The organism is Kitasatospora sp. NPDC051914 (genome assembly GCF_040680995.1).
Classification (GTDB): Bacteria; Actinomycetota; Actinomycetes; order Streptomycetales; family Streptomycetaceae; genus Kitasatospora.
The window spans coordinates 1-18,811 of sequence record NZ_JBFAXX010000054.1 but is presented as its reverse complement, the minus strand read 5'-3'; the positions used below and the strand labels follow the sequence as shown (position 1 = coordinate 18,811).

The 18,811-nt window shown below is 75.6% G+C and carries 18 protein-coding genes and 1 pseudogene; 8 read left to right on the top strand and 11 right to left on the bottom strand.

Annotated elements, in window-relative coordinates:
* The first annotated feature begins 13 nt into the window (after nucleotides 1–13).
* Nucleotides 14–1,285, top strand: a complete 1,272-nt coding sequence (locus AB0M03_RS29560) for an ArgE/DapE family deacylase (protein ID WP_363496656.1) — start codon at nucleotides 14–16, stop codon at nucleotides 1,283–1,285.
* A 47-nt stretch (nucleotides 1,286–1,332) separates the two neighbouring features.
* Here the strand turns inward: AB0M03_RS29560 and AB0M03_RS29555 are convergent, their stop codons facing one another.
* Nucleotides 1,333–1,641, bottom strand: coding sequence for an antibiotic biosynthesis monooxygenase family protein (locus AB0M03_RS29555; protein WP_363496653.1), 309 nt, complete (start codon nucleotides 1,639–1,641; stop codon nucleotides 1,333–1,335).
* A gap of 132 nt (nucleotides 1,642–1,773) precedes the next feature.
* Between AB0M03_RS29555 and AB0M03_RS29550 the strand changes: the two genes are divergently transcribed.
* Complete coding sequence (locus AB0M03_RS29550; RefSeq protein WP_363496650.1) at nucleotides 1,774–2,475, top strand: SDR family oxidoreductase; 702 nt, start codon at nucleotides 1,774–1,776, stop codon at nucleotides 2,473–2,475.
* 17 nt (nucleotides 2,476–2,492) lie between these two features.
* Here AB0M03_RS29550 and AB0M03_RS29545 read toward each other — a convergent pair whose 3' ends face one another.
* The 4 genes from AB0M03_RS29545 to AB0M03_RS29530 form a co-directional block, all read right to left on the bottom strand.
* The gene (locus AB0M03_RS29545; RefSeq protein WP_363496647.1) at nucleotides 2,493–3,956 is read right to left on the bottom strand and encodes a VWA domain-containing protein; all 1,464 of its coding nucleotides are present in this window, start codon (nucleotides 3,954–3,956) and stop codon (nucleotides 2,493–2,495) included.
* The gene (locus AB0M03_RS29540; RefSeq protein ID WP_363496644.1) at nucleotides 3,953–4,840 is read right to left on the bottom strand and encodes a MoxR family ATPase; all 888 of its coding nucleotides are present in this window, start codon (nucleotides 4,838–4,840) and stop codon (nucleotides 3,953–3,955) included. Before AB0M03_RS29540 ends, AB0M03_RS29545 begins: the two co-directional genes overlap by 4 nt.
* A 96-nt stretch (nucleotides 4,841–4,936) precedes the next feature.
* Nucleotides 4,937–5,506 carry a helix-turn-helix domain-containing protein gene (locus AB0M03_RS29535; protein ID WP_363496641.1) on the bottom strand — a complete coding sequence of 190 codons (570 nt, stop codon included), beginning with the start codon at nucleotides 5,504–5,506 and terminating at the stop codon, nucleotides 4,937–4,939.
* Between the two features lie 75 nt (nucleotides 5,507–5,581).
* Nucleotides 5,582–6,682 (bottom strand): DUF5937 family protein, encoded by a 1,101-nt coding sequence (locus AB0M03_RS29530; RefSeq protein ID WP_363496638.1) that lies wholly within the window; start codon nucleotides 6,680–6,682, stop codon nucleotides 5,582–5,584.
* A gap of 101 nt (nucleotides 6,683–6,783) precedes the next feature.
* On the opposite strand from AB0M03_RS29530, the gene AB0M03_RS29525 reads away from it, so the two are divergent.
* Nucleotides 6,784–8,067, top strand: coding sequence for an MFS transporter (locus AB0M03_RS29525; protein WP_363496636.1), 1,284 nt, complete (start codon nucleotides 6,784–6,786; stop codon nucleotides 8,065–8,067).
* Between the two features lie 69 nt (nucleotides 8,068–8,136).
* Here the strand turns inward: AB0M03_RS29525 and AB0M03_RS29520 are convergent, their stop codons facing one another.
* Nucleotides 8,137–9,054: a hypothetical protein gene (locus AB0M03_RS29520; protein WP_363496633.1), complete on the bottom strand. Its 918-nt coding sequence runs from the start codon at nucleotides 9,052–9,054 to the stop codon at nucleotides 8,137–8,139.
* A gap of 126 nt (nucleotides 9,055–9,180) precedes the next feature.
* Entirely contained in the window at nucleotides 9,181–9,993 is an 813-nt protein-coding gene (locus AB0M03_RS29515; RefSeq protein ID WP_363496630.1) for a helix-turn-helix domain-containing protein, read from the bottom strand.
* Nucleotides 9,994–10,073: 80 nt separating this feature from the next.
* Here AB0M03_RS29515 and AB0M03_RS29510 point away from each other — a divergent pair, with 80 nt between their 5' ends.
* Nucleotides 10,074–10,664: a TIGR03086 family metal-binding protein gene (locus AB0M03_RS29510; protein WP_363496627.1), complete on the top strand. Its 591-nt coding sequence runs from the start codon at nucleotides 10,074–10,076 to the stop codon at nucleotides 10,662–10,664.
* A 4-nt stretch (nucleotides 10,665–10,668) separates the two neighbouring features.
* On the opposite strand, the gene AB0M03_RS29505 is transcribed toward AB0M03_RS29510, so the two are convergent.
* Nucleotides 10,669–11,187 carry a hypothetical protein gene (locus AB0M03_RS29505; protein WP_363496624.1) on the bottom strand — a complete coding sequence of 173 codons (519 nt, stop codon included), beginning with the start codon at nucleotides 11,185–11,187 and terminating at the stop codon, nucleotides 10,669–10,671.
* A 124-nt stretch (nucleotides 11,188–11,311) separates the two neighbouring features.
* Between AB0M03_RS29505 and AB0M03_RS29500 the strand changes: the two genes are divergently transcribed.
* Nucleotides 11,312–11,734 carry a hypothetical protein gene (locus AB0M03_RS29500; RefSeq protein ID WP_363496622.1) on the top strand — a complete coding sequence of 141 codons (423 nt, stop codon included), beginning with the start codon at nucleotides 11,312–11,314 and terminating at the stop codon, nucleotides 11,732–11,734.
* Between the two features lie 18 nt (nucleotides 11,735–11,752).
* Here the strand turns inward: AB0M03_RS29500 and AB0M03_RS29495 are convergent, their stop codons facing one another.
* The gene (locus tag AB0M03_RS29495) at nucleotides 11,753–12,160 is read right to left on the bottom strand and encodes a hypothetical protein (RefSeq protein WP_363496619.1); all 408 of its coding nucleotides are present in this window, start codon (nucleotides 12,158–12,160) and stop codon (nucleotides 11,753–11,755) included.
* 50 nt (nucleotides 12,161–12,210) lie between these two features.
* Nucleotides 12,211–13,248 carry a transposase domain-containing protein gene (locus AB0M03_RS29490; protein ID WP_363496616.1) on the bottom strand — a complete coding sequence of 346 codons (1,038 nt, stop codon included), beginning with the start codon at nucleotides 13,246–13,248 and terminating at the stop codon, nucleotides 12,211–12,213.
* Between the two features lie 279 nt (nucleotides 13,249–13,527).
* Here AB0M03_RS29490 and AB0M03_RS29485 point away from each other — a divergent pair, with 279 nt between their 5' ends.
* The 3 genes from AB0M03_RS29485 (at nucleotide 13,528) to AB0M03_RS29475 (ending at nucleotide 18,209) form a co-directional block, all read left to right on the top strand.
* On the top strand, nucleotides 13,528–14,901 hold the full coding sequence (locus AB0M03_RS29485; protein WP_363496613.1) for a helix-turn-helix transcriptional regulator: 1,374 nt from the start codon (nucleotides 13,528–13,530) through the stop codon (nucleotides 14,899–14,901).
* 205 nt (nucleotides 14,902–15,106) lie between these two features.
* Nucleotides 15,107–16,129 (top strand): CHAP domain-containing protein, encoded by a 1,023-nt coding sequence (locus AB0M03_RS29480; RefSeq protein WP_363496611.1) that lies wholly within the window; start codon nucleotides 15,107–15,109, stop codon nucleotides 16,127–16,129.
* 220 nt (nucleotides 16,130–16,349) lie between these two features.
* Complete coding sequence (locus AB0M03_RS29475) at nucleotides 16,350–18,209, top strand: BTAD domain-containing putative transcriptional regulator (protein ID WP_363496608.1); 1,860 nt, start codon at nucleotides 16,350–16,352, stop codon at nucleotides 18,207–18,209.
* Between the two features lie 40 nt (nucleotides 18,210–18,249).
* Here the strand turns inward: AB0M03_RS29475 and AB0M03_RS29470 are convergent.
* A pseudogene (locus AB0M03_RS29470) lies at nucleotides 18,250–18,657 on the bottom strand (long-chain fatty acid--CoA ligase); the annotation flags it as partial.
* Nucleotides 18,658–18,811 lie beyond the last annotated feature (154 nt).

The window sequence follows — 18,811 nt, the reverse complement described above, 5'->3', positions numbered from 1 at the left end:
GGAAGGCCCGCCGATGACTGCAGCCCTGACCGCGGAGGAGGCCGCCGCCCTGGCGGCCGTGGACGAGGCGTCCGTCGCCCGCACGCTCCTCGAGCTGATCGCGATCCCGAGCGTGACCGGGAGCGCCGCGGAGTCGGAGATCCAGCACCATCTGGCGGGCCGGCTCGACCGGTTGGGGCTGGAGACCGACCTGTGGCCGATGGACCTGCCGGCGCTGCGGGCGCACCCGGACTTCCCCGGCACGGAGGCACCGCGCGAGGAGGCCTGGGGGCTGGTGGGCACCACGGGCGGGACGGACGGCCCGACGGTGGTGCTGCAGGGGCACGTGGACGTCGTCCCGCCGGGCGATCCCGCGCACTGGGTGGGCGACCCGTTCGTGCCGCGGGCGGTCGGCGACACCGTGCACGGCCGCGGGGCCTGCGACATGAAGGCCGGGCTGGCGGCGCACCTGGCGGCACTGGAGGCGATCCGGGCGAGCGGGTCGCGGCTCCGCGGCCGGGTCGCGGTGCACTTCGTGGTCGGCGAGGAGGACGGCGGGCTCGGCGCGTTCGGCACCCTGCAGCGCGGGTACTCCGGCGACGCCTGTCTGATCACCGAGCCGACCGGCGGCGCCCTGGTGACGGCCAACGCGGGTGCGCTGACCTTCCGGATCGAGGTGTCCGGCCGGGCCGCGCACGCGAGCACCCGGGACGAGGGGGCCAGTGCGATCGACGCCTATCTGCCGATCCACGCCGCGCTGGCCCGGCTGGAGGCGGTGCGCAACGCCGATCCGGACCCGGTGATGGCGGAGCACCCGATCCCGTACGCGCTGTCGGTCGGCACGCTCCGCGCGGGGGACTGGGCGAGCAGTGTGCCGGACCTCCTGGTGGCGGAGGGCAGGCTGGGGGTGCGGCTCGGCGAGGACCCGGCCGAGGCCCGGGCGGCCCTGGAGCGGTGCGTGGCTGAGGCCTGCGCGGCCGACCCCTGGCTGCGGGAGCACCCGGCTGCGGTGCTGTGGTCGGGCGGGCAGTTCGCGAGCGGGCGGCTGGCGGCGGGGCACCCGCTGCGGGACCTCGTCCGGGACGCGCACGCCGATGCGGTCGGCGGCCCGCGGCTGCCCGAACGCGGCGCACCCTACGGCAGCGACCTGCGGCTGTACGCGGCCGCGGGCGTGCCGACCCTGCAGTTCGGCCCGGGCGACGTACGGCTGGCGCACAGCCCGCGGGAGCAGGTCTCCGTGCGGGAGACGGTGCAGGTGGCGAGGACGCTGGTGCTGGCGGTGCTGCGCACGGCCGGGACGCACTGAGGCACGGCCGCGCCCGCGGCCGGGCGGTGCCGGGGAGCGGCGCCCGGTCAGATCGAGACGGCCAGTTCGAAGCCGCCGCTCCTGACGTTCTTGCACAGGGCGTGGCAGGCGCCGAAGCGTTCGGCGAATTCGGGGCGGCTCTGCCAGCTGCGCATGGCGTCGACGTCGCGCCAGGCGGCGAAGGACACGAAGTGGTACGGGTCGCCGAGGGAGCGGATCAGGCGGGCGCCGAAGAAGCCCTCGGCCTCGGCCTTCGTCCAGGTGAGGAACTCCTGCCAGCGCTCGACGAACTCCTCCGCCCGGCCCTCGGAGACCTCCCAGTACGCGGACGACCAGTGCTCGTTCTCCTGCAGCATCGTGCAACACCTCGCTCTGCTACCGGTCTCCTTCCAGCCTAGGCGGGTTGTGCCACGGCCTCCTTGCGTACGAAAACCGATCGGTTTACCTTTTGTGGAAACCGATCGGTTTCCTCCGAGGGGAGCTTTTTCATGACCGCGATCAAGGACTCCGTCGTCCTCGTCACCGGCGGCAGCCGCGGCATCGGCCGCGCGATGGTCGACGCCCTGTACGAGCGCGGTGCGCGCAAGGTCTACGCGACCGCCCGCGACCCGCGGACGGTCACCCACCCGGAGGCCGTGCCGCTGGCGCTGGAGGTCACCGACCCGGCCTCGGTCGCGGCGGCCGCCGCACAGGCGCAGGACGTCACCGTCCTGATCAACAACGCGGGTGCGGCCGTCAGCGCCTCCTTCCTCGATGCTCCGGTGGAGGACGTGCGCCGGGAGTTCGAGACCAACTTCTACGGACCGCTGCTCACCGCCCGCGCCTTCGTGCCGGTGATCGAGCGCAACGGCGGGGGCCACCTCCTCAACGTGCACTCGGTGCTTTCCTGGCTGGGCCTGGCCGGCTCGTACAGCGCGTCCAAGGCGGCGCTGTGGTCGCAGACCAACTCGCTGCGGCTGGAGTTGAAGCCGCGCGGGATCAACGTGACCGGCCTGCACGTCGGTTATGTGGACACCGACATGACGGCGGCGGTCGCCGGGCCGAAGGCGAACCCCGCCGACGTCGCCGCGCAGGCGCTGGACGGGATCGAGGCCGACGCGTACGAGGTGCTGGCCGACGACCTGTCGCGCCGGGTCAAGGCCGGGCTGGCCGGCGACCTCGCCGGGCTCTACCCGCAACTCGCCGCCTGAGGAGGCGGATCCGGTGGTCAGACCGGCAGCAGCCGGCCGACCAGTTCGCCGAGGCGGCGGGCGTTGCGGCAGGCGTGCATGTCGACCACGCCCGCGTAGGCGAGGGCGGCGGAGTCGCCGGTGCCCCAGAGCGAGGCCTGCTCCGGGTTGAGCCAGATCACCCGGCGGGCCCGGTCGGCGATCCGCTGCAGGGCGGGCAGGTTGGGGTCCCAGCCGTTGGTGCGGGCGTCGCCGAGCACCAGGACGGCGGTGCGCGGCCCGACCGCGTCCGGGTACCGCTCGGCGAACTCGCCGAGTGCGGCGCCGTAGTCGCTGCTGCCGTGCCAGCCGGCCACGGCGGCCTCGGTGAGGATGCGCCGGCCGAGCCCGGCCGGGTCGGTGTCGCCGGCGACCAGCCGGGTCACCTCGTCGGTGCGGTTGACGAAGGCGAACACCCGCACCTTGGTGAACTGGTCGCGCATCGCCCGGACCAGCAGCATGGTGAAGTTGGCGAAGCCGGCCACCGAGCCGGACACGTCGCAGAGCAGCACGATCTCCGGGCGGGCCGGGCGGCGCCGCCGGTACGCGGGCCGCAGCGGCACGCCCCCGGTGGAGAGCGAGCGGCGCAGGGTGCGGCGCAGGTCGATCCGGCCGCGGGCCGCCCGGCGCCGGCGCGCGGCCAGCCGGGTGGCCAGCTTGCGGGCCAGCGGCCTTACGGTGCGCCGCAGTTCGGCGAGCTGATCGGCGCCGGCGGCGAGGAAGTCCACCCGGTCGGGGGTGGGGGCGACGGCGCGTTCGGCGATCCGCTCGGTGCCGCGCACCTCGGCGACCCGGCGGCGGGCCTCGGTGCCGACCTGGGCGCGGAACGCCCGGATGCGGCGGCGGATCTCGTCCTCGGTCAGCCGGTCGGTGAACCCGTCCGCACCGTCCGCACCCCGGCCGGCACCGCCGGCCCGCAGCGCGGCCAGCACCCGGGCCAGCAGAGTCTCGGGCCGCAGCCGGTCGAGGGTCTGGTAGGCGGACCAGCCGTCCGAGCCGGGGCGCCCGCCCTGCCCCGAGCCGGGCCCCCACCCTGCGCCGGGGCCGGCCGCGGCGCCGTAGCGGCCGAGTGCCTCCACGGCCTCGCCGGCGAGCCGGGCGGTGGCGGCCGCGTCGTTGGCGGCCAGCGCCAGGGCGAGGCGTTCGCGCAGGTCGGCGACGGTGGCGGCGCGGTCGGCCGGCTCCCCGTCGAGCGGGCGGGTGCCGTGCGGGATGCCGACGCCGAGCGGGAAGTACAGGTCGAAGACCGCGTCGAACACCGCCCGCTGCCGGTCGGTGCGCAGCAGCGCCGCGGCCAGCCCCTCCCGCACGTACTCCCGTTCGGCCAGCCCGAGCACCTGCAGGGCGGCCGCCGCGTCGACGGTCTCGCCGGTGCCGATCCTCAGCCCGTGGCCGCGCAGCGCCTGGACGAGCCCGGTGAGGCGCGCGGCGAGGTCCTCCGTGCCGCCGTGCCCGGCGCTCACGCCGGGGCCAGCTTCGCGGCGGCCTTCAGCACGTCGTCCTGGTGCTTGAGGATCACCCCGAGGGTGTCCTGCACGACGGTCTCGTCCAGGGTCTCGGCGCCGAGCACCAGCAGGGTCCGCGCCCAGTCGACCGTCTCCGCGACCGACGGCGGCTTGCGCAGTTCCATGGCGCGCAGCGCGCCGACCACCCGGACGAGCGACTCGGCCAGCACCGCGTCCAGGCCGGGCACCTGGAGGCGGACGATCCGCTGCTCCAACTCGGCTTCGGGGAAGTCGAGGTGGAGGAAGAGGCAGCGGCGGCGCAGCGCCTCGGAGAGTTCGCGGTCGGCGTTCGAGGTGAGCAGCACGAAGGGGCGGCGGCTCGCGGTGACGGTGCCGAGTTCGGGCACGGTGACCTGGAAGTCGCTGAGCACCTCCAGCAGCAGGCCCTCCATCTCGACGTCGGCCTTGTCGGTCTCGTCGATCAGCAGGACGGTCGGCTCCTCGCCGCGGATCGCGGTGAGCAGCGGCCGGGCGAGCAGGAACTCCTCGCCGAAGATGTCGGTGCGGGCGTCGTCCCAGCGCTCGTCGCGGCCGGCGGTGATCCGCAGCAGCTGCTTGGCGTGGTTCCACTCGTAGAGGGCGCGGGACTCGTCGATGCCCTCGTAGCACTGGAGGCGGACGAGGCGGGCGGCGCCGACCCGGGCGACGGCCTTGGCGAGTTCGGTCTTGCCGACGCCCGCGGGGCCCTCGACCAGCAGCGGCTTGCCGAGCCGGTCGGCGAGGAAGACGGTGGTGGCGACCGCGGTCGAGGCGAGGTAGCCGGCCTCGGCGAGGCGGGTGAGGACGTCGTCCACCGAGGTGAAGAAGCCCGTGCCGACCGTGTGCCCGTCCTCGTGCTGCATCCGTCCGCTCCCGTCCGTACCGCGCCGTGGGAGGCATGTTACCCGCGGGTCACTTCGGGGGGAACGGCTCGGGAGGACGGGATGCGCGGCGCCCGGTCAGTGCATTCCGGCCGCGTCCAGCAGAGCGGCCGCGGTCGGCGCCGCCAGACCCGCCAGGGTCTCCGCGCCCGCCCCGGCGCGGGCGCTGGCACCGTCGAAGACCAGGGTCAACTGCCGTGCCAGCAGCGCCGGGTCGGTGGCGCCGCCGCGCTCGGCCTCGGCGCGGAAGAAGTCGGTCAGCGCCTGTTTGGCCCGGCCGGCCACCGCGCTCGCCGGGTGTTCCCGGTCCTTGACCTCCACCTGCACCGCCAGGTACGGGCAGCCCCGGTACCCGGGCTCGGCGGACAGCTCCTCCAGCCGCTCGAAGACGTGCAGCGCCCTCGCCCGCGGCGGCCGCGGGTCGTCCGCGGCGGGCAGCAGCAGGGCCGCGTACCCGGGCGCGCGGCGCTCCAGGCCGGCCGCCAGCAGCTCGTCCTTGCTCTCGAACAGCTGGTACATCGAGCGCTTGGACACCCCGGCGGCCCGGCACAGGGCCTCGACGCCGGTGCCCACGCCCTCCCGGTAGAAGAGCTCGATGGCGGCGTCGAGCAGCCGGTCGCGCGGGGAGGCCTTCGCCTGGGTGTCCATGCTGCGAGGCTACCGCCCGCGACGCTCGGAGGAAACCGATCGGTGTCCCGGGCGCGGGCGGCTACCGCAGGGGCGCTAACGCAGAACGGCCTCCAGCAGGTCCCCGCCCAGCCGGGCACTGGTCGCCAGGTCGAGCTCGTACAGCACGTAGCGGCCGCGGCGGCGGGTGGTCAGCAGCCCGGCCCGCCGCAGCACGGCCAGGTGCCGGGACACCTCCGGCGCGGTGAGCTGCCAGGCGTCGGCCAGCTCGCCGGTGGTGTGCGGGCCGCGGGCGAGCGTCCGGGACAGCCGCAGCCGCACCGGGTGGGCCAGCGCCTCCAGCCGCTGCTGCACCAGCGCGAGCGACACCGGGTCCGTCCCGCCCGGCTCGGCGATCGGGTACTGCAGCACCGGCCGCCAGCCCTGCGCGTACACCGCCGGCAGGTGCGGCCGCCCGAAGGCGCTCGGGATGAACGTGACACCGCCCGCCGCGACCGCGCTCGTCGCGTTGTCCTGCAGCTTGTCGACCACGATCCGGCGCCGCCCGGGCTCGGAGCCGTCCACGGCGATGGCGGGGGAGACCGCCGCCAGCGTCTCCGCCAGACCGTACCTGGCCAGCAGGTCCGACTTCTGCCGGGCGTCCGCGGCCAGCGCCGGCAGCACCCGCCGCCAGGCGTCCGCGAAGAACGCCCGCTCGCAGTCCTCCAGCAGGCGGCGCACCCGCACCCGGACGGCCGGCGGATCGGCCAGCAGCCGGTCCGCGAACGCCGCCTGCACCGGCCCCCGGGCCAGCGCGAGATCCCGGGCCCGCTCCGCCGCCACCGGATCGGTCAGCGGCGAACCCGCCGCCCGGTGCGACAGCCGGGACGAACCGCAGGTGGTCACCAGTGCCGCGGCCACGTACTGCTCGTCCTCCAGCAGGTCCACCGCGTCCAGCTCCTCCGCCAGCGTCGCGGCCGGCCGCGCCGGGAACAGGAAGTCCGCCCGCGAGGACCGCCACATGAAGTCCGCCTCCAGCAGCCGGTCCGCCAGCCCCGGCGGCAGCGCGCCCGTCGTCGCGGCGACCCAGCCGTGCAGCTCCGGATGGTGCGCCGGCTCCGCGAGGGCGTGCAGCATCGCGTTCAACTCCGCCAGCGGGGACGGCGCGAACAGCAGCCGCCCGTCCGGCAGACCGGTGACGTCGATGGTCAGGCTCATGGCCGCGATCCTGCCACCCCGCCCCGGCCCGACCGCCGACGGTTGACGGGGACCGTCAATCCGCGTGCCCCGCCCCTGCCCCGCGCCGCAGCGTGGCCGCCATGGCACTCCTCCAGAAGCCCGCCCCGCCCGCCACCGGTGCCCTGGCCACCGCCCGGCTGCTGCGGACCGCCGGCGGCGGCCGCTACGCCCTCGCCGTCCTCGTCGACGCACTCGGCGCCGGACTGCTCCGCCCCTTCCTGCTGCTCTACGGCGTCGGCGTGCTCGGCATCGGCATCGGCACCGCCGGCCTGGCCCTCTCCGCCGGCATGCTCGCCGGCCTGGCCGCCGTACCCCTGACGGGCCGGTGGATCGACCGCGGCGCCCGCAGCCGGCCGGTCGCGGCCACCCTGCTCGTCCGGGCGGCCGGCGTCGGCGTGCTGCTGGCCGCCGACGGTCCGGTCGGCTACACCGCCGCAGCCGTCCTGCTCGGCATCGGCAGCCAGACCTGGCCCACCGCGCACGCCGCCGTGGTCGCCGCCCTCACCGAAGGACGCACCCGGGACGCCGCCCTCGCCGCCGGACGCTCCCTGCGGAACGCCGGCCTCGGTGCCGGCGCACTCGTGGCCACCGCGGCGACGGCGGGCGGCACCGGCGCCCTGCGGACGCTCGCGCTGCTCACCGCCGTCGCCTGCCTGGCCGCGGCCGCCCTGGCGTGGTCGCTGCGGCTCTCCGTCCCCGCCGCGGAGCCCGGCCGCCGCCGCATCCTCCGTCGCACGGGTGCCGGGCACGGCACCGGCACCGGCACCGGTACCGGTACCGGCCTGCTCGGGCTGGCGAACCTGCCGTACGCCTTCTGCTTCGACGTCCTGGAAGTCGCCCTCCCCGCCCTGCTGGTGACCACCCTGCACGTCTCGCCCGCCTGGTCCTCCGGGATCTTCGTCGGCAACACCGTCCTGGTCATCACCACCCAGCTCGCCGTGGTGCTCTGGGCCGGCCGCCGCTCCCGGCGGTCCGTACTGGCCGCCTCCGGCCTGGTCCTCGCCTTCTCCTACCTGGGCTTCTGGGCGGCCGGCGCGCTGGGCGGTGCGGCCGGCGCCGCCGGGATCGCCGCCGTCGCCGTGCTCTACACCGCCGGCGAGATCCTCTACACCGGCACCGGGACCGCCCTGGTGGTCGCCGCGGCACCGCCCGGGCAGCTCGGCCGCGCCCTCGCCCGCTGGGAACTCTCCAGCGGACTCGGTCGCGCCGTCGCCCCCGCCGCCCTCACCGCCCTCCTCACCGCAGGCCCCGCCACCCTCTGGGCCACCCTCGCCACCGCCACCACCCTCGGCGCCGCCCTCGTCCTCCGCCACGGCCCCCCGGACGTGAACCGGTGGCCGTCACGCTCGACACCGAACCGCTGACGGCCTGGGTCCGCTGACGGCCTGATACGGGCGACGGGTTGCCCCGGTGCCGTCGGCCACCGGTTCCGTTCAGCCGGCGCCGGCCGGGCAGGTGCGGCGGGTGGCGCGGAGCAGGTCGCGGGCGCGCGCGACGCCGCGGCGGTTGCGTTCCAGGGCGGCCTCGTCGGGGAGGGCTGCGGGCGTGGCGGGCGGGGGCTCCGGGGGCGTCCGCTGCTCGGGAGCGGGAGCGGGAGCGGGAGCGGCGGCGGGCTCCTGGGGCATGGTGCGCTGGAGGCGGTCGCGCAGCAGGCCCTGCGGGGAGCGGACGGGGTCGGGGAGGTCGGCGAGGAGCGTGTGCCGGAGTTGGTGCGGCCTGGCGTCGCGGGCCAGCCATTCGGCGGCGAGCGGTGCGAGGCCGAGGGCCTCGCGGACGCCGAGCCGCAGCCGCGGGTCGCGCTCGGCGAGTTCGAAGATCAGCCGGGCGGCCCGCCCGGTGGCCTCGTCCGGCGGATCGTCGGACGCGGCCGGTGCGGCGGGGGGTGAGGTGTTCGCCTTGGTCTTGGTAGGGGTTGAAGTGCCGAGCCGCCGACTGCCCTGCGCACCGAGTGCCGGGTTTCGACGTGCGGTCTCCCCTGCGGCGCCGGCAGGATCCCCGGCGGCGGTGCGGTCGGCGGGGGCGGCGCCCTGCCAGGCCGCGGCGATCTCCGCCGGGTCGGTGAGCGGTACGGAGGTGACCATCACGTCGCTGGACCAGGTGCCCTTGGTGGGGTGCTGCTTCCTGCGGACGTGCAGGTAGCCCTCGTCGATCAGCTGGGTGCGGGCCCGGGAGACGGCCGTGCGCCCCTCCGGCATGCGCCGACCGATCGTCAGAACGGTGTCGATGCTGCCGGGCGGCAGCGACAGCGCCCACAGCAGCAGGGTCTTGGCGGTGCCCCTCAGACGCGGGTGCCGGACGATGTCGTGGGATGCCCGGACATAGCGCGCGGGCGCGGTAAACTGGACGTGCATGCGGAGGTTTCGCTCCCGTGCCGTGCCCCGGGGTGTTCCAGCACCGCCGGGGTCAACTGTTTTCTGTAGCCGGACGGTAGCACGGGGTGACGGATTCTCGCACGGTCGGTCACGGAAGCTCGCCCGTCAGTGTTCTGACGCTCCGTCGCGCTGGGCGTAGCGGGCGGGCGGGGTGCCGGTCGCGGCGGTGAAGTCGCGGGTGAGGTGGGCCTGGTCGGCGTAGCCGAGGTCGGCGGCGAGGGCCGCCCAGTCGATGTCCGCGCCGCTGTCCGCGTGGCGGGCGGCCTCGTGCAGCCGGGCCCGCCGCAGCACCCACTTCGGGGATGCGCCCACGTACTCGGCGAACAGCCGCTGCAACTGCCGGACGCCGATGCCGAACTCCGCCGCCACCTGGTCGACCCGGTGCAGCCCGGGGGAGGAGGTGATCCGGTCGACGACGGCGGCGGCCCGGTCGGCCGCCGGGTCGGGCTCGGGCAGACGGGGCGTCAGGAAGGCGTCGGCGAGGGCGGCGAGGCGGTCCGGGTCGGCCGGGGTGCGGAGCACCTCCTCGTTCATGCGGTCGGCCCCGGCGCCGAAGAAGTCCGCGGCGGGGAGCGAACGGTCGGCGAGCGCGGACACCGGGCGGCCGGCGAACGGACGGAAGGCGCCCGGCCGGAACTTCACCCCGAGCACGTGCCCGGCACCCTCCAGGCGGCGTACGAAGAGCGTGCGGTCGACGCCGTACACCAGGGCCCGCGGCTCCTCGAAGACCAGGTGCACATGGGGGTGCGAGAGCACCTTCTGCTCGTGCGGGGGCCGGCCGCGGCAGTCCCAGCGGACCACCCAGTAGAACTCGACGAAGCGGGCCGGGCCGGGCGCGGGCTCCCGCCGGTCCACCCGGATCAGCGAGGCGGCCCGGTCGGGGTGCAGCACCCCGCGTCCGAGGTCCGGTTCGGTCATGGCGGTCAGGGTAGCCGCGGCCGGGCGGGCCGTCGCGTTTCTTCAAGACGGCCGCCCCGGCGGCCGCAGAGGATCGGTGCATGAACGCTCACCACTTCCACCCCCGGATGGTCCGTGCCGCCGCCGAGGCCGCCAGGATCGCCCGCGGCGTCCGCCCCGAGCAGCTGGACGGGCCCACGCCCTGCGCCGAGTTCGACACCCGGGCGCTGGTCAACCACTGGGTGCTGTACACCTCCCACGGCCTGGAGCACCGTGCCCACCGCACCGAACTGCCGCAGGATCTCGTCGCCCGGGACTTCACCGCCGACACCGCCTGGGCCGAGGCCTACGCCGAGCAGCTGGACCGGGCCGTACGGGCCTGGGCCGACCCGGCCGCCTGGGAGGGCGACGTCGACCTCGGCGGCACGCCCGTGCCGGCCGTCTCCATCGCCGGGATGATCGTCAAGGAGATGGTGGTGCACGGCTGGGACGTCGCCCGCGCCACCGGCGGCGAGGTCGACGTCCCGGACGACCTCGCCGAGTTCGTCCTCACCGTGGTCGAGGAGAACGCCGAGCTCTACCGGCAGTACGGCGGCTTCGCCGACCCGGTGCCCGTCCCGGCCGACGCCCCCGCCCTGCACCGCGCGCTCGCCGCCTCCGGCCGCGACCCGCACTGGGCCCCGAAGTCCTGAAGGCTCAGCCCGCGTCCGCGTGCCGAAGGATGCGGGCGACGTCGTGGACGTGGTGGTGGCCGTCGTGCGCGTTGTTGCGGGCGATGTCCTCGGCGCGCTGCTCCCCGCGGGTGGCGTGCTGCAGGACGGTGCCCTCGGCGAGCGCGGCGGTCACCGACGCCGTCCACGCCCCGACCGCGTGGTCCAGCGACCAGAGGGCGGCGGCGGGTGCGATCTCCGGGTAGCGGCGGCCCTGCGCGACCAGGTCCGGGTCGTAGCCGCCCACCTCGACCGCCCCGGCCAGCCGGGCCCCGGCGAGGCGCTCGGCCCAGATCCGCAGGTTGTCGGCGACGTGGCTGACGTACGCCGCGGGCGTCCACGCCAGCTCGGGGTGGTGTTCCCGCCCCGTCCGCCCGTCCAGCAGCGCCCGGAAACGGGCCGGCAGCCCGCCGACGACCACCACCGCCTCCGCACCCGTCGCCGCCCACCCGAACCCGCACGCGCCGCACGGGTCCCCGTACAGAGCCGCTCCCCACTTCTCCATGCGGGCACTCTAGTCCCGCGCGCCTGAGCGCCACATCGTCACCGTGCGAAGGAAGTTGACATGCGATCACGCGTGATGTGTCATGTCACCTCAAATCGAGCGCCGGCGCGAACGGGGACTCTTCATGAAGCTCAAGAGACTGGCACGGGTGGGTCTGGCCCTGGCTGCAAGCGCGATCATGGTTGCCGGGACGGAGGGTTCCGCCTCCGCGAGCGGGCTCAACGTGACCGTCAGCAAGAGCTGGGGCACTTCGACGTTCTACCCGGACGGCGACTGGCTCTACATCACCGACACCTCCGCCGACGGCTACTCGGTGCACGCCAAGATCCAGCAGCTGGGCTGTGCCAACGTCGCCTGTGACGGGCTCGTCTGGCGGGACATCCGCACCGGTTGCTACGACACCACCAGCATCGGCGACAACGGCACCGAGATCCGCCAGTGCAACTACGACATCACCGAGAACGTCACCGTGCGCGTGTGCGAGACCCGCTACAGCGGCGGCACCCGCTACGGCGACTGGTACTGCAGCAACGAGACCAAGTCCTGATTCCGGGGCGGCCGGGCGTCAGCCTGCGGTGCTGAGGGTCTCGCTGACGGCGGCGGACTGCTCGTCCATCTGGGTCCTGATGGTCTTCAGTTCGTTCCTGTGGTCGGCCATCATGGCGTGCTGGCGGTCCACCTCGGCGGCGAACCAGATGCCCACCACGTTGCCCTGCTGCTTGCAGGCGACGTCGGCCTCGGCGGTCTTCTGCTCGTCGCGACCCGGGCTCTCCCCCGCGAAGGCCGGATCGTTGACGGCGTCCATCGGGGTCGCGTAGCGGAACCCCTTGCCGAGCATGCACGCGGACCAGCCGCGGAAGGCCTCCTGCACGGCCGGGGCCTTCCGGGACTCGTCGAAGCTCCTGGCGTCGATCTCGTGCACCAGCGCCGCCTCGCCGAGGAAGGGGGCACGGCCGGACAGCTTCTTGTTCATCTCGCCCGTGCAGCCGCCGGCCGGGAGCGGGCCCGGCCGGCCGGTGGCGATCAGCCGAACCGCAGCGAGACGTTCTCGTCGTAGGTGTCGACGAGGCGCGCCCGGCCGGTGCCCGGGGCGAGCCGGTCGGAGGCACCGGTGTGGTTGGAGTTGTGCACGAGCAGGCGTCCGTACAGCTCCTGGTCGACGCCGTCGGGGGTGCGGCTGGTGAGCGGCGCAGCCGCGGGCCCGGAGGCGAGCAGCGCCCTGCCCAGCGCGGGGCTGTGCGGGGTGGCGGCGGCGACGGCGGCGAGGAGCTCGTCGGCGGGCGCCCGGGCCGGGTCGAGCAGGTTGGTCACCGTGCCGGGCCCGATCACCCGCAGCGGCAGCCCGCGCGGCCGGACGAGGAACGTGCCGTCCGTCAGCCGCCGTTCGGGCTGCAGCGGCAGCCGTGCGGTCGGCAGCCGCCAGACGGTGCCCAGGCCGCGGGCGGCGGCCGCCGCGGCCATCCCGCGGTCCGGCGCGGGGCCGTCCGAGACCAGCAGCGTGCCGGGCTCGACGGAGCGCAACAGCGTTGCCGGTGCGCCGGCTTCGTCCCAGAGCGCGTCGAGGATCCCACCGGTGGCGCAGTCCACCAGCCCGGTGACGGGCAGGCGGGGTGCGGGGCCGGTGCGTTCGGTCGGCGCCGTGCGGTGCTCGGTCAGCAGCCGCAGCGGGCGGCCCCGCCACTGCGGGTCGGCGGCGCGCGGGACGGCGGTGCTCGGCCGCGGGGCGGTCCTGAACAGCTCCTCGAGGGGGCCGCTGCCGAGGCGTTCCCTGGCCTGGAAGATGGCGGCCTTTCCTGCGGCCGGTCCGGGCTGGCTCAGTCCGGCCCGCCGCAGGCCGCCTTCGAGGCGGCGCATCACGTCCAGGTACGGGTCGGGCGAGAACAGCGCCATGCCGAGGACGAAGTAGACCATCCGCCGGGCCGGGAGCAGTCGGCGCCGGCGTTCGGTGCGGCCGCAGGAGGCGATCACTGCGTCGACGAGTTCCGGCGGGTAGGTGCGGACCAGCAGGTCCACCGCGGCGGCGTCGGCAGCACGGGTGCTCCCGGTGGTGTCGTCGGACAAGGGCTTCCCCGGTGGTGAGGCGGTCTGGTCGGGGCCGCGCCCGGTGCGGCGTCGGACGCGGCCCCTGACGAAGCCTCACCTCCGGGCGTAGCTCCGGCGTAGCGCCGGGGTAGCGTGTGCACAACAGGCCTCCCGGCATACTGTGGATATGTCCATGTCATGTATGTTTTGTACGTCCGAGTGATCAGATTCACGCGATCTGTTCATGAGGTGAAGGAACACCGGGCGTGACCCGGAAGTTTCTCGAACGACTGTCGACCCGTCAGCTGAGGAGACCTTGTGGCCCGCAAACCGCGCCCCGTCGATCCGGCGGACGGCCCCATACAGGCCTTCGCCCACGACCTGCGCATCGTCAGGGAGCGGGCCGGCAACCCCACGTACCGCGTCCTGGCCGAGCGCGCGGGCTTCGGCGCCACCACGCTCAGCGACGCGGCGGGCGGCGTCCGGCTGCCCAGCCTGGAGGTCACCCAGGCGTACGTCGGTGCCTGCGGCGGTGACGTCGAGGAGTGGACGCGGCGCTGGCACGAGGCGGACCGGAAGCTGGCTACCCCGGCCCCGGCCCCGGCCGCCGAGCCCGCTGCCGCCGAGCCCGCTGCTGCCGAGCCCGGTGCGGCGGAGATCGGTGCCGTGGAGTCCGCCGTCCGGCCCGGGGCGGTCGGAACCGTTGCCGCGCCCGCCCGTACGGAGAAGGCGGTCGGCGCACCCGCAGGCAGCGGGCCGTACGAGGCCCGCCCCGGGAACGACTTGGGCGATGCCGCAGGGGTGGCGGTCGACGCCTCCGTCGATCTCGTGGAGCCGCCCGCAACCCTGCTCACCCGCCGCTGGCCGGCCCGCTGGACAACGGCCGGCACCGTGGCCCTACTGGCCCTCACCGCCGTCATCGTCCTGGTCGCCCTGCGGTCGACCTCCTCGGAGCACGGCAACGCCCGTACGGCCGCGACGGGGCCGACCGGCGTCGGCTGTCCGGCCCCCGCCGCATCGCCCGGCCTCTTCGGCGGCGAGACCTACAACGTCGTCACCCGCCTCCGCGCCGGTGCCAGCCTCGCCGCGGACGTGGTCGCCCAGGTGCCCTCCGGCTGCAAACTCGCCTTCACCGGCTACTGCCTGGGGGACGTCGTCGTCGACGTCACCTCCGGCTCGCCCGACATCCGGTGGTTCCGCATCGCGACCGGCGGCTACGTCTCCTCCGCCGTCGTCCACGGCAATCCGCCGGCCGGCACCCAGCCCGTCGACTGCCCGGACGGCATCGCCCCGCCCTCCTCGATCACCCTCACCGCCGGCGTCCGGACCGGCGAACCCGGCACCCTCGAACTCCGTGCCACCGGCAACCACGTGGCGATCGTCGGCTACGCCGCCTACCTCCCCCGCGCGGGCAGCTCCACCCCGCAGTGGCAGCAACTCGGCATCACCTCCGAGTCGGCCGCCGGCTTCACCGTGGCCTGGAAGCCCGGCTCCCCCGCCGAGGGCGGGGGAGCCGGCACTCCCGTGGTGGCCGTCGCCTGCCTCGGCGGCGACGGGCCGACCGCCGTCGCCGACTCGCGCCTCGTCGGCCGCAACGGCACCGCCACCGCGATGACGGGGTCGGAACTCTCCGAGACGGAGCTGACCCGCGCCCGCAAGGCCGCCTGCCGCTACCCCGACGGGAAGGGCTGACCGGTCCCGCAGGGGCGCGTTCGCCCGGTGAACGCACGCCGGTGGTCGATCGGGGCCGACCGGTTGCCCTGGTGCACCTGCGGTATCGGTGGCGGCGCGACGGGGACGCTACGGGGGTTCCGGAGGATGCGGGAGGCGCAGGCGGGCGGGGACTCCCCGCGGCCGGGGCCGCTTCCGCCCGTACCTCCGCCTCACGAGGAGCCCGGTGAAACCCACGCCCGTTCTGCGCCGGATAGCCCCCGTCGCCGCCGCAGCCCTCGCTCTCGGCCTGGCGGCCTTCGCCCCGGCGCCGCAGGCCTCCGCCTCCGCCACCGCCCCGAAGGCCGTCGCGACAGCGTCCGCCGCAGCCTCCGACGCGGCCGGGCTGGCGGCCGCCAACGTCGGCCGTACGGCCGGCACCTGTGCCGACACCCCGACCAGGAACACCCTGGGCGGTGACCAGTTCGAGCACAGCTGTGTCGGCTACGCGGGTGTGCCGGAGTACTGGTGCGCCGACTTCGCGATCTGGGCCTGGCGCAACTCGGGCCTGTCGGTGGCCGGTCTGGACGCCTCGGCGGTGAGCTTCCGCACGTACGGCCAGGACCACGGCACCCTGCACACCGCGGCCTCGTACGTCCCGCAGCCGGGCGACGCCGTCATCTACGGCACGGGCAGCGGCTCGGGCACCGTCATCCACCACGTCGCGATCGTGACTTCGGTCGGTGCGGACGGTTCGGTGGTGACCGCCAACGGCGACTGGAACGGCGACCCGAACGCGGTCGGCGAGGTGGCGTTCGCGAAGAGCTCCTCCGTGGTCCCGGTGACGATCCCGGCCGCCCAGCGGGCGGTCGGCAGCGTGCCGAGCACGGTCGACCCCGCCGGCGGCTACCGGATCGACGGCTACATCAGCCCGGTGGCGGCGTCCACGGCCAACCCGTACACCCCGACCCAGGTCTGCGGCCCGGGCTTCGGCGTGATCGATTCGCACTCGCTCGGCGGCGCGACCGCCTACCTGCTGTACGAGGCCGCGAGCGGCCGCAACTGCGTGGTGACCCTGGCGACCTCCCCCACCGGGGCGGTGCCGATGAACGCCACCCTCAAGGTGCAGGGCGGGAGCTCGGCGTCCAATCCGGGCGACTTCACCTACTACGCCGGGCCGGTGACCCTCCCGGCGGCCGCGAGCTGCGTCGACTGGGGCGGCTCGTACAACGGCACCGCCTGGACCAGCGGTTGGAGCCACTGCGGCTGACCGCCGCCGTCACCGGAATTGATTGACCGCCGCCCCGGACGAACCCGGACAACGCTCCGGTCAATTCCCCCGCAGCCCGCCGCCCGAACAGCGGAGGAGCAGCCGGTGAACGGAGTTGATTGGCCGTCACCGAACGGACTCCCCGGCCAACCGCTTCCCGCATAGAAATCGGAGTGCGGCGCCGGGGGGCGCCGCAACGCCGTGGTGTGGGGAGTGGGCGATGGAGTTCGGGATCCTGGGGCCGCTGACGGTGCGGGACGGTGCGGGCAACCGCACCGTCCCGGCAGCCAAGCAGCGCGTCCTGCTGGCGGCACTGCTCGTCCGGCGGGGGCAGGTGGTGCCGGCCGAGGTGCTGGCGGACACCGTCTGGGACGGCCGGCCGCCGCGCTCCGCGCCCACCACCCTGCGCACCTACGTGATGCGCCTGCGCAAGGCGCTCGGCGAGGCCGGGCCGCGGATCGGCACCGAGGCCGGCGGCTACTGCATCGACGTGGCCGCCGAGGAGTTCGACGCCGACCGCTTCACCGCGCTGCGCGACCTCGGACACCAGGCCCTGCGCCGGGGCGAGGCCGAGGAGGCCGCCGCCCGGTACGACGAGGCACTGAGCCTGTGGCGCGGCCCGGCCCTGGTCGACGTTCCCTCCGACGTCCTGCGGCGCGCGGAGTCCGACCGGCTCGCCGAGGCCCGGCTGGACGTCCTGGAGGCCCGGCTCGACGCCGGGCTCGCCCTCGGCCGGCACACCGAACTCCTGGGGGAACTGCGCAGGCTGACCGCTGCCCACCCCGAACGCGAACGGTTCTGGGCCCAGTTGATGACCGCCCTGTACCGCGGCGGCCGACAGTCCGAGGCGCTCGCCGTCTACGGCGAGGTCCGCCGCATCCTCGCCGCCGAACTCGGCATCGACCCGGGCGCCGAACTGCGCACCGTGCACCGCAGCATCCTGCGCGCCGACCCGGCCCTGGACGGGCCCGAGCGGCCCGCCCGGACCCGTACGGTGATGGCGGCCCGCACCGCCCTGGTGACGCCCTTCCAACTTCCGCCCGGCCTGACCGACTTCACCGGACGCGCCGCGCACACCGCCGACCTCGCCGGACGGCTCTCCGCCCACCGGCACTCGCCGCTGATCGCAGTGGTGTCCGGGCAGCCCGGCGTGGGCAAGAGCGCCCTCGTCCAGCACACCGCGCACGCCGCCCGCGGTGCCCACCCGGACGGCACCCTCTACGCCGACCTGCGGGGCGGCCGGCACCGGCCCGCCGACCCGCGCGCCGTCCTGGGCAGCTTCCTGCTCACCCTGGGCGTCCCGGCCGCGGCCGTCCCGGCCGGCACCGAGGAGCGGACCGCGCTCTACCGCTCGCTGCTCGCCGGCCGCCGGATGCTCGTGGTCCTGGACGACGCCCGGGACAGCCTCCAGGTCCGCCCGCTGCTGCCGGCCGACCCGCAGAACGCCGCCCTGGTCACCGCACGCAACCGCCTCCCCGACCTGGACGGCGCGCACCCCGTCCACCTCGGGCCGCTGCCCGAGGACGAGGCCCGGCAGTTCCTCGCCAGGCTCGTGGGCCCGGCCAGGGCGGCCACCGAACCACAGGCCCTCGCCGAACTCGCCGCCGCCTGCGGGGGGCTGCCGCTGGCCCTGCGGATCTGCGGGGTCCGGCTCGCCGCCCGGCCCTCCTGGACGGTCGGACACCTCGCCGACCGGCTCGCCGACGAGGAACGCGCCCTCGACGAGCTCAGCCTCGGCAGCCTCGACGTACGGGCCGCCTTCGCCGCCGGCATCGAGACGCTCGACGCACCCGCCGCCCGCGCCTTCCGGCTGCTCGCACTCGCCCCGAGCCCGACCGTCGGGCTCGCCGTCGCGTCCCGGATGCTGGGCGAGCCCCCGGCCTGCACCGAACGGACCCTCGAACGCCTCGCCGACGCAGGACTGCTGACGGCGCGTGAGCCCGGCCGCTACCGCTACGAGCCGCTCCTGCGGGCCTGGGCCCGGGAACTCGCCCAGTGCCGCCCGCCCCTCCCCACCGCACCGGCCGCCTTCCACCACCCCGCCGCCCACACGAACCGCCGAGCCGCCCTGGTCGGCTGACGGCACTGCTCGCACTGGGGGCGCCCCTATCGGCTTGCCTTCAGCGTGCGGCCGGGGCGAAGGCCCGGCGGAGTTCGCGCTTGAGGACCTTCATGCCGGGGCCGAGGGGGAGTTCGGCGACGATCTCGACCTGGCGCGGGTACTTGTGGCGGCCGAGCCGCTCCGCCGCCCACGCGACGATCTCCTCCGGGGAGGGCGGCGCAGCCGGGTCCGCCGGGACGACCACCGCACAGACCTCCTCGCCGTGCAGCGGGTGCGGCAGCCCGATCACCGCGACCCGGGCGACGGCCGGGTGCCGCATCAGCACGTCCTCGACCTCGCTGGGGTAGGCGTTGGAGCCGCCGCGGATGACCATGTCCTTGGTGCGGTCGACGACGGTGAGGAAGCCGCCCTCGTCGAGGGTGCCGAGGTCGCCGGTGCGGAACCAGCCGTCGACCGTCGCCTCGGCGGGACGCAGGCGAGGGAGAGCGACACGTGCGGGCTCTTTCGTCGGAGTCGGGGGGGGGGGGGGGGCGGGGGCGCGCCCCCCCGCCGCGCGGCCCCGGGGGGGCGGGGAGGGGGGGGGCGGGGCGGCCCGGGGGGGCGGGGGGGGGGGCCCCCCC